The sequence below is a fragment of the Azospirillum sp. B506 genome (genome assembly GCF_000333595.1).
Taxonomy (GTDB): Bacteria; Pseudomonadota; Alphaproteobacteria; order Azospirillales; family Azospirillaceae; genus Azospirillum.
Genome location: NZ_BADK01000956.1, coordinates 1 through 925 on the forward strand (window position 1 = coordinate 1; position 925 = coordinate 925).

Consider the following 925-nt stretch of genomic DNA (forward strand, 5'->3'; position numbering starts at 1 on the left):
GCTGGCGACGACAGGGGGCGGGGGGCGAGNCCGCGCGCGCCAAGCGCGTCGCACAGGGCATGGACCGGGGCGAGGTCGCCGGCCAGCAGGTGGGAGCGGTAGAAGACCACCGCCGCGACCGGGGCGTTGGCGGTGGCGTTGCCGGTTGTGGACCCGGTCCAGCCGTCATAGGCGCCGAAGCGCGGGACGGGCGCGGGATCGTCATGGGGCAGCGGCCTGCCCGCCAGCGTCGCGGCGCAGGCCAGCAGATGGCCCATATTGGCCGGGCCGCCCTCGGTGAAATAGCGCCACAGGCGGTCGGCGGTTTCGGCCGGCACCGTTCCGTAAGCGGTGAGGTTGGGGTCGGGCTGTGCCTCGCCGGACAGGACGGCCAGCGGGATTTGGCGCTCGCGGCAGAGGGCGGAAAGGCGGTCGAGGCCATAGCGCCAGTATCCGCTGCCCATCCGCGTCACCGTCCAGCCCGTGTTCCTGGAGGACCAGTCCTCGCCGGCCGAGGGGCGCTTCGTCTGGGCCTATCACGTCCGCATCGAGAATGAGGGCAACGAGACGGTTCAGCTGCGCACCCGTCACTGGCGCATCACCGACGCCATGGGCCGCGTGCAGGAGGTGCGGGGCCCCGGCGTCGTCGGCGAACAGCCGGTTCTGGAGCCGGGCGATCACTTCGAGTACACCAGCGGCACCCCGCTCGGCACGCCGTCCGGCATCATGGCCGGCACCTATGGCATGGAAGGACAGGATGGCCGTGCCTTCGACGTGACGATCCCCGCCTTCTCGCTCGACAGCCCGCACCAGCCGATGCAGCTGAACTGATCGGGAAGATCAGGACGTAAACGAATAATACAATAGAATGCATGTGAATAATGGAAGAAACTAACACGCGGATTTGACAATCCGCATGGCTGGCAGTACTTTGTCCATCGCTGAA

Annotated in this window: 2 protein-coding genes; one reads left to right on the forward strand and one right to left on the reverse strand. The window is 67.9% G+C overall.

Annotation, left to right across the window (positions count from 1 at the left end; genetic code table 11):
* The coding region (locus tag I71_RS29680) for a cobaltochelatase subunit CobN (RefSeq protein ID WP_042702868.1) at nucleotides 1–443 on the reverse strand (443 nt) is incomplete at its 3' end.
* A 19-nt stretch (nucleotides 444–462) separates the two neighbouring features.
* Here I71_RS29680 and apaG point away from each other — a divergent pair.
* Nucleotides 463–810 (forward strand): Co2+/Mg2+ efflux protein ApaG, encoded by a 348-nt coding sequence (apaG, locus tag I71_RS29685; protein WP_244434140.1) that lies wholly within the window; start codon nucleotides 463–465, stop codon nucleotides 808–810.
* Nucleotides 811–925 lie beyond the last annotated feature (115 nt).